6 protein-coding genes and 1 pseudogene are annotated in these 7241 nt (G+C 40.5%); 2 read left to right on the top strand and 5 right to left on the bottom strand.

The window, feature by feature from the left end; genetic code table 11:
- Together VE944_RS10475 and VE944_RS10470 are read right to left on the bottom strand one after the other, a co-directional pair.
- The coding region (locus VE944_RS10475; RefSeq protein WP_324976260.1) for a Ycf34 family protein at nucleotides 1-183 on the bottom strand (183 nt) is incomplete at its 3' end.
- Between the two features lie 392 nt (nucleotides 184-575).
- Nucleotides 576-1121: a DM9 repeat-containing protein gene (locus VE944_RS10470; RefSeq protein ID WP_229552055.1), complete on the bottom strand. Its 546-nt coding sequence runs from the start codon at nucleotides 1119-1121 to the stop codon at nucleotides 576-578.
- A gap of 630 nt (nucleotides 1122-1751) precedes the next feature.
- Here VE944_RS10470 and VE944_RS10465 point away from each other — a divergent pair.
- Nucleotides 1752-3056, top strand: a complete 1305-nt coding sequence (locus tag VE944_RS10465) for a CCA tRNA nucleotidyltransferase (protein WP_324976255.1) — start codon at nucleotides 1752-1754, stop codon at nucleotides 3054-3056.
- Between the two features lie 30 nt (nucleotides 3057-3086).
- Here VE944_RS10465 and VE944_RS10460 read toward each other — a convergent pair whose 3' ends face one another.
- The 3 genes from VE944_RS10460 to VE944_RS10450 all read right to left on the bottom strand — a co-directional run bounded on the left by VE944_RS10460 (nucleotide 3087) and on the right by VE944_RS10450 (nucleotide 5314).
- The gene (locus VE944_RS10460) at nucleotides 3087-3638 is read right to left on the bottom strand and encodes a hypothetical protein (RefSeq protein WP_324976251.1); all 552 of its coding nucleotides are present in this window, start codon (nucleotides 3636-3638) and stop codon (nucleotides 3087-3089) included.
- A 20-nt stretch (nucleotides 3639-3658) separates the two neighbouring features.
- Entirely contained in the window at nucleotides 3659-4939 is a 1281-nt protein-coding gene (locus tag VE944_RS10455) for an acetyltransferase (protein WP_324976248.1), read from the bottom strand.
- A gap of 198 nt (nucleotides 4940-5137) precedes the next feature.
- Nucleotides 5138-5314 (bottom strand): hypothetical protein, encoded by a 177-nt coding sequence (locus VE944_RS10450; protein ID WP_324976245.1) that lies wholly within the window; start codon nucleotides 5312-5314, stop codon nucleotides 5138-5140.
- A 700-nt stretch (nucleotides 5315-6014) separates the two neighbouring features.
- Here VE944_RS10450 and VE944_RS10445 point away from each other — a divergent pair.
- A pseudogene (locus VE944_RS10445) lies at nucleotides 6015-7241 on the top strand (VWA domain-containing protein); the annotation flags it as partial.

Raw genomic sequence — 7241 nt, 5'->3', positions numbered from 1 at the left:
ACAACCAACAACATCCCATTCCATTTCAATTACATCATCTTTAGTCCGAATGTTGACATTGATAGAAGGTTCATTCGGATCAAAGTTCGGTGTTTCAGTCAAGTGAGGCTGTTGGTGCTGCCCTTCTACGGCATGATAGGTAACACAGTTGTCTACATAGTGGCAGTTCACGCAAATACACATAATAGAACCAACTCCAGGGGCCTTTATTGTTAATCTAACGTAAGCCCGACTGTTATTCATGAGTTGCTGGGTTGATTTTTATTACAATGCTTGAAGAAGAATTCAGAATTCAGGAGCGGAGCAAGGAAAGTCCAAAATTCAACAGTGTGGGGGATTCGGACTCGCCATTGACGCGTAGCCTCTATTCTTTCTCTACAAGATGCTACTTGTAGCTCATCTGTGAGAGATTAAGGTAATTGTACATTTGTCACTAGGACTATAGGGGCAATATCATGTGAGAAGCCGCTTTGCGTCTACATGAATTGCCCCTATGATAAATCAAGCCTTTTACTGCCTGTTTGCGTAAGTTTTGTAGCTAAAGCTGAGATTACCAAAATTTAGCAAGATCCAGTTTAGTTTGCAGTTAAAAACTCGAAGTTTTTCGTAAATCGGTATTCTAGTTTACCGTATGATACGTAGCAGGTTTTAGTCGGGTTATAGTATTTTCCAGGTATATACTCGTTATTTAACTTGGCTCTACAAACATATAATGTGTTTCCACCATTATCTTCATTGCCTCCCCAAACTCTATCTTTAGAAGAAGGTAATTTCCCTCCAGTATTTCTCCAGCGCCAGTTATTTCCCGTTAGTACACGATACTTTGTGTAGCGATGTTCTTTATTTCCCCACGGAATATAGCAATTATAAGCCTCAGTTAACTTTCCAGGTGTATACTCATTATCATGTATCGCTTGGCAAACATACAGTTTAGATCCTTTCTGGCTGCCACCTACAACAGCATTAACAGGGATATAATTATTGGTTTTTTTCTTTTCGTAATTCACCCATAAAACACCCGCCAATGCAGGTACTCCTATAGAAACTGCTATTCCAACTGCTAGGAGTGTTGTGATACGACTGAATTTCAGCGAACTTACTTTTGTAAAGTTGGTGTTCATGCTTTTATCCTCACTGAGCTATTTATGACAGGTGTAATTTTTATTTATGTTTTGATGAAAAATGTTTAAGCAAAGTTAAAACACTAATAAATGCACAAACAAAGGTTATGCCCGCGCAAATGCATCTAAATTAACCAGAAAATATAAATAGTATTTTCGGCTTCATACTATGCTATATATCGATATCTGAATTATAAATAAAGGTCAGCTATTGATAAACTTATGATTAACATAATGAAATGACCTTTATTGACAAGATACCTTTGCTTTAGGCCTGTAACTTGCTTATGAGACAATAACTCACTTTTGTTTTAGACCAGATTGGTCTTAGTGTGGTTTTCTGTTCTATTGCTACTTATAGACGAACCTCATTTTAAGGCTGCTATAGTTCCTCTTACAATAATAAAACTATTTCTGTTTTGTTCGTCCAAAGAGTTTAATATCTCTTAACTATTAAGTATTTCGCTGCCAAAGATAATCAGGATTAAGAATAGTCAAAGCACTGCAAAAACCAGTCTCAAAGCAGAATCCCTTTTTCCCGCACCCTCTTGACAAAAGTTTATCAACCTCTTACAAGCGCTGTAGCTTCCTTGTCCGTAGGAGTACACAATCTAAAATCTAAAATCCAAAATGGTATTAGCTCCCGAAAATTGGCCTTTCAGCTTGGAATTCTTGCCACAACCCGCTTACATGGTAGGTGGCGCTGTCCGAGATGCTATCCTTGGCAGAACCCGCGAATATCTGGATCTAGATTTTGTTATACCATCTAAGGCGGTAAAAGTAGCGAGAGCGATCGCTCATCATTACAAAGCTGGTTTTGTGTTACTCGATGCAGAACGACAAATTGCTCGTGTGGTTTTTCCCGACGCTACGGCTGACTTTGCCCAGCAGGAAGGAGATAGTATAGAAGTTGATTTGCACAGACGGGATTTTACAGTAAATGCGATCGCTTATAATCCCTATACCCAAGAAATCATCGATCCTCTGCAAGGTTATGCAGACTTGCAACAGGGCATTTTGCGAATGGTATCACCTGCAAACCTAGAAGATGACCCTTTACGGTTAATGCGAGGTTATCGTCAAGCCGCCCAATTAGGTTTTACTATTGAGCCAGCTACCCAAGCCGCAATTCGTTCTTTGGCATCACATATCTGCCAAGTTGCAGCCGAACGAGTTAGGGTAGAAATTGGCTATCTACTTAGCAATTCTCAGGGTACTCCTTGGATTACAAGTGCTTGGGAAGATGGTTTACTTGCGCCTTTCTTCAAAAATGCCACCCGTGAAAGCTTGCTCAAACTAGCAGCAGTTGACGAAGCAGCTGCCTTACTTACAGAAAGTTGGCAACAACTAGGGGCACAACTGCAAGAATATGTCCGCGATACTGTTAAAACCACTTGGTTAGGTATTGCTAAACTTGCTTGTCTTGTTAACCCAGTGCCAGAGTTAGCAGAAATAGAACTACAGGAACTAACTTATAGTCGTGCCGAAATCCGGGGTGTAACCAATGCCTTGAAACTGTTACCGCAGCTTCAAGTAGTCGATATGTCCTTGCGAGAACAATATTTTTTCTTTCATAACGCAGATATTGTGTTTCCCACGATGACAGTATTAGCTGTAGGACTTGATATTTTTGTAGAGGCGATGTCTGGTGACAAGCCACTACACACAGCAGTGGAAACCAAAGCAAAACCCTGCCTTATTTGGGCACCTTTGATCAACCGCTACCTGAACCCTGATGATCTGGTTGCTCATCCCACTCCACTAGTGAGCGGGAAGGAGTTGATTATAGCATTAAATATTCCAGCTTCGCCAATTATTGGCCAACTGTTGAGAGAAATTGGCGTTGCACAAGCTGAGGGGAAAGTTTCAACAGCAACAGAGGCGATCGCTTATGCACGTCAGTTATGTAAACTACCCCACCTGCCTAGTGGCTAAGGTGCGATCGCCTCTGTTGCCCTGAGAATATCAAATAACGTTAGTTGCACCAACCGCCATAACTTCAGACCATTGGCTCACATGGTTCTCATCTAAGACCGCTCGGACTCGATAACCAAGCTGAATTTTATGCATTAACAAGATTAATTCACGGTTGAGAAGTCCTTGTGATTTTTGGTTTTCATTAGATGCAGCTTGTATACGAAAGCAGCGATCGCTTTGACGTTGCAATTTTGGAGACTTGCCTTCCACAAGCACCGTTTGTAGTTCGTATTCTTTAGCTTCGGGATATGGTTGCCAGCAAAGTTGCCAGTAAGTTGACCAGCGAATTAACTCTGTAGGTAATTCCTTGACCTCATCCGACAATGTAGAAGTAAGTCCGGTGACTGGAGGTTCTACCACCTGAAGCTGATTGGAAGTGATGTCAGCATTTACAGGGTCTATAAATCCAGGTTTCCCAACCTTCTGTGCGGCTATAGATGAACCGTCATCAAGACTTAGCATCAGTCCGAATATCAAAGTAAACAGCAGAATCAATCGTAGGCATTGTAATTGCACTAGCGGCAAGATTTTCAGATTCATAATTATGCAAAAGTTATTGCTTACCACTCCACAGATGAAATCGTGTTGCCGTTGTCAGCATAGATTGTTCGAGAACCGATAGCCGTTCTCGGAGCTACTGTAGAATTAAAGACTGCGCTTTTTTGCCCAACTGCTGATTTGCTGCCAATGATTGAGCGGAATATAACAGAGTTCGGTGCTAGCCCTACGGAATCATCTATCCTGGTTTCAGGGCCATTAGCAACACCATTGACAACCTGTCTACCGCCATGAACTAGAGCACGAGGCCCATAGCCAATATTATCACCAAGAGTCAGGCTAGTTGTTGTTAAAGCGTGAAAGACAACATCGTTTGCCATCCCAGCAATTTCCCCGACATTAAAAGGTTGACCCTCATCAGCACGCAGGGAAATTCCATTACCTATTTTCTTAGTCAGGGTTGCTAAAGAATCTTCTAGAACGACATTGCCGATGATGCGGTTACGGAAGCTCGGATCGCGAGTTACAATCCCACCTATCTGCGGCAGACCTCCGGGGTTAAAAGATGTGACTGGAGCGAAATTTATGCCTTGTACATTTGACAAGTCTGTTCTGGCCAATTCTGTGTAACCTTTGGCAAATGCTTCATTGACTTCAATGATGCCTTCAAGCAATGCAACGTCGGCTTCTGTCAGGTTTGCCACTTTCCCTAAACTACCGCTAATAGCTTCTAGGTTCGTTGTGACGTTTTTACCTGGCAGGACAACTTTACCAGCAGGTAAGGTAACACCAGGGCCAACCCGCGAGAGAAAGTTAACTACCGTGTTTCTTTCTATAGTTGCACCATCTACTTCACAGTTGAAGCTGAGAAATGTCTCTGGAATATCGTTGTTGAACTGAGCATGGGTAATCGGGTTGCTAAAAGGCCCGGTTGAGCCTTGAGTCCCGATTTTGGCTGCACCTTTGATAGTGGCCATGTGTGCCATAATTACTCGCGGCCCAATATCCACTCCCGTTCCCGAAGCTATAATTCTCACTTGGTCTTGGACGTTAGAATCTTCCGCGATGCTAATGGGGGCAATAGTAGCATCTAACTTGGCAAATGGCGCGACGTAGACTTTTTCACCCAAGCGAATATTTCTTGGATTGGTAATTGTTGCAGTTGGGTCAAGGAAACTAGCTGACTCTGACGGTGCTGTGCTTGGGCATATAGGTAGATTATGTAAAGTTGGATTACACCCCCCAAAAGAAGCAACTGCGGGTTGCTTATGCACCTGTGTACCTATGATAAGCGTTAGGATAATTGCAGTTAAGGCGCTAAAAATTGCGCGAGGTTTGAACATAAAAAACTCCTCACGGTGTTTGAAATATTTGGCTATGGCAGAATCGGAGTTAACGAGTTAGAGATATAGTCAGGTGGGGAGCAGCCCAGGAATTACCAAAAAATCACAATTCCTTACTCTTGATTCTCAAGATATCTACTCAGAACTTTTTTTAGCCAAAGGTCTAAGCATTCCAAAAACCGGCCAAGTTGAAAAATTTTAGTGGGCTATAAAAGTCGAAGCTGTAACTGTCGTTGTTGCCGAAGCAACCGCCTCATTGTAGACTGTCTGCCAAGCTTCTGGCCTAGCAGTAAATTGTCCATAGACTTGTGTGCTAAATGCTAACGTTAAGCCAAGTGCAAGTAGACCGGATAATATCGTGCGACGTTTAAACATTATTCCTCCATACCTAATAGTTCACCAAGTTAGTTTGGCAAGGTAAACCGAAAAGATAAAGGAATAAACCTTTAACTTTTCCTTTTGCCTATAACCGTCAATTTTGGCTTGATGAAATATTATTGCTATCAACTAACATCCTACTATACTATTACTTGCTGTTTGATGCTAGAGCTTTTGATATTGATAAAAATTATGTTGAGCATAAGACTGTTACCCAAGATTAATGAGAAGAAGACAGAATTCAGAATACCCCATACGGAGAGACAGCAAAAAAAGATACCATCTGTGTTTTAGGATTATTCGTTATATGGCGTTATTCAGCAGTATGGCAGAAGTCGTCAGCAATCCAATAACACCTCATTGCAGGGGGATGTCTATCACGGGCTACGCCTACACAACTTGGCATTTTTGTAATACAATTGTACTATAAAAGAATATCCCGTGAGTATGCAACGCAAAGTTTCCCAGGCGATGCCTAAAGTTTGTAGTAAATAAACGCGATATTAACTAGTTCGTGAATGCAATCATGAACACACAATAGTTGTGTGGTATATACAAACTTTAGCATTTTCTCATCAATTTATTGTGTGTTTGCCCTTGAATCTTCCACGGTTTAACAGTTTATTTTTAAATAGTAATTAAACCTCAATCACCGTGGATTTAAAAGATTCTTGACCTTGATGTGGAAGGTAGCAATATGACAAATAATGAAACTTATCTCGTAGAACTAATCCAAATTTTTGCACAATATCGCAACAATATTATCGTCAATATCAAGCACCTGCAAGAACATTATCAAAGAACAGGTATCAAGCGCGTTAAAGGTGTGAGAAATGAAAATGGAGAACTGCTTCAGCCTTGGTTGCGAACAGAAAATATAGATAATGCTGAGTATGTTGGTATGGGCGAGTTTCAGTTTAATCGCAATACTGCTACTATCAATATGCTTATCAAACGTAAAGTCAAACTTGCAAAATTTGAAGACCAAACTCCCACTATTGAAGTAGCAGGGTTACTAGTCAATGACCTCAATAGCTTTAATAATTACACAATTGTTAGCGACGGCAAAATTAACGTCAAGTCCTTACAAGTCAAAATCAGCAGTAAAAAAGCCTTTGATTTGCTCAAAGAAAAAGGTGTGTTGGATACAGAAGATTTTGACTTTCGTGTTGAACATACTATTCAGTTAGATAACTTGCCACTTGTAGCTGCTAATAGTCATTACAGCAGCATTGATGAACTATTCAATGAACTCGCAGGAATTAAAGTACTTACCAGTATTATTTCTGCTCACTTGAAAAAGGAGTCAGATGTATTTTTAGCAGAACAATTAGATGAGTTTAAAAAGCACTATTTGTCCAAGAACGTCTACATCAATTTTCCTACAACTAATGAATACACAGACATCCATGAAGCATTAGTTAATGGTACTCTTGAGTCAAAAGTGAGCTATAAAATTGACATTGGGAGTCAAGATATTCTGAATTTGAGTAAGTTGCCTTCTGCTAACAAGTTTCTAAGTAAGATGTATCGTCTTTATAACAAAGAGACTGGAGAAATTATCATTAAGCCTAGTTTTGCGATCGCATTGAATGAAAATCTCGCTGTTCGGCACAGGCTACTATCATCACGCACCAAGATTACAAAAGTTGACGAGTTGATGAAACCAATTTTTGATGATTTTCTTGGGCTTGAGCAAAATGGCATAGTCGTAGGTATTCTTAAGAAAGTTGGTGCTGATAGTTTGGCGCAGTTGTTGCAGCAGAAACAAGCTGGCAAGCATATCAGCAAAGAGGAAATGATTGCAGCTTTGACGGCAGCGAATACCAAGTTAGAAGAATATGTAGAGAATATTTACCAAGACAGGATATCTCCCTTAGTATTTTACATTGGTTGTAATGGAGTATTACCAGAAGAAATGAAA

It is taken from the genome of Nostoc sp., assembly GCF_035638895.1.
GTDB lineage: Bacteria > Cyanobacteriota > Cyanobacteriia > Cyanobacteriales > Nostocaceae > Nostoc.
Note: the sequence above shows the minus strand (reverse complement) of the source record. Positions and strands in the feature narration are given on the sequence as shown.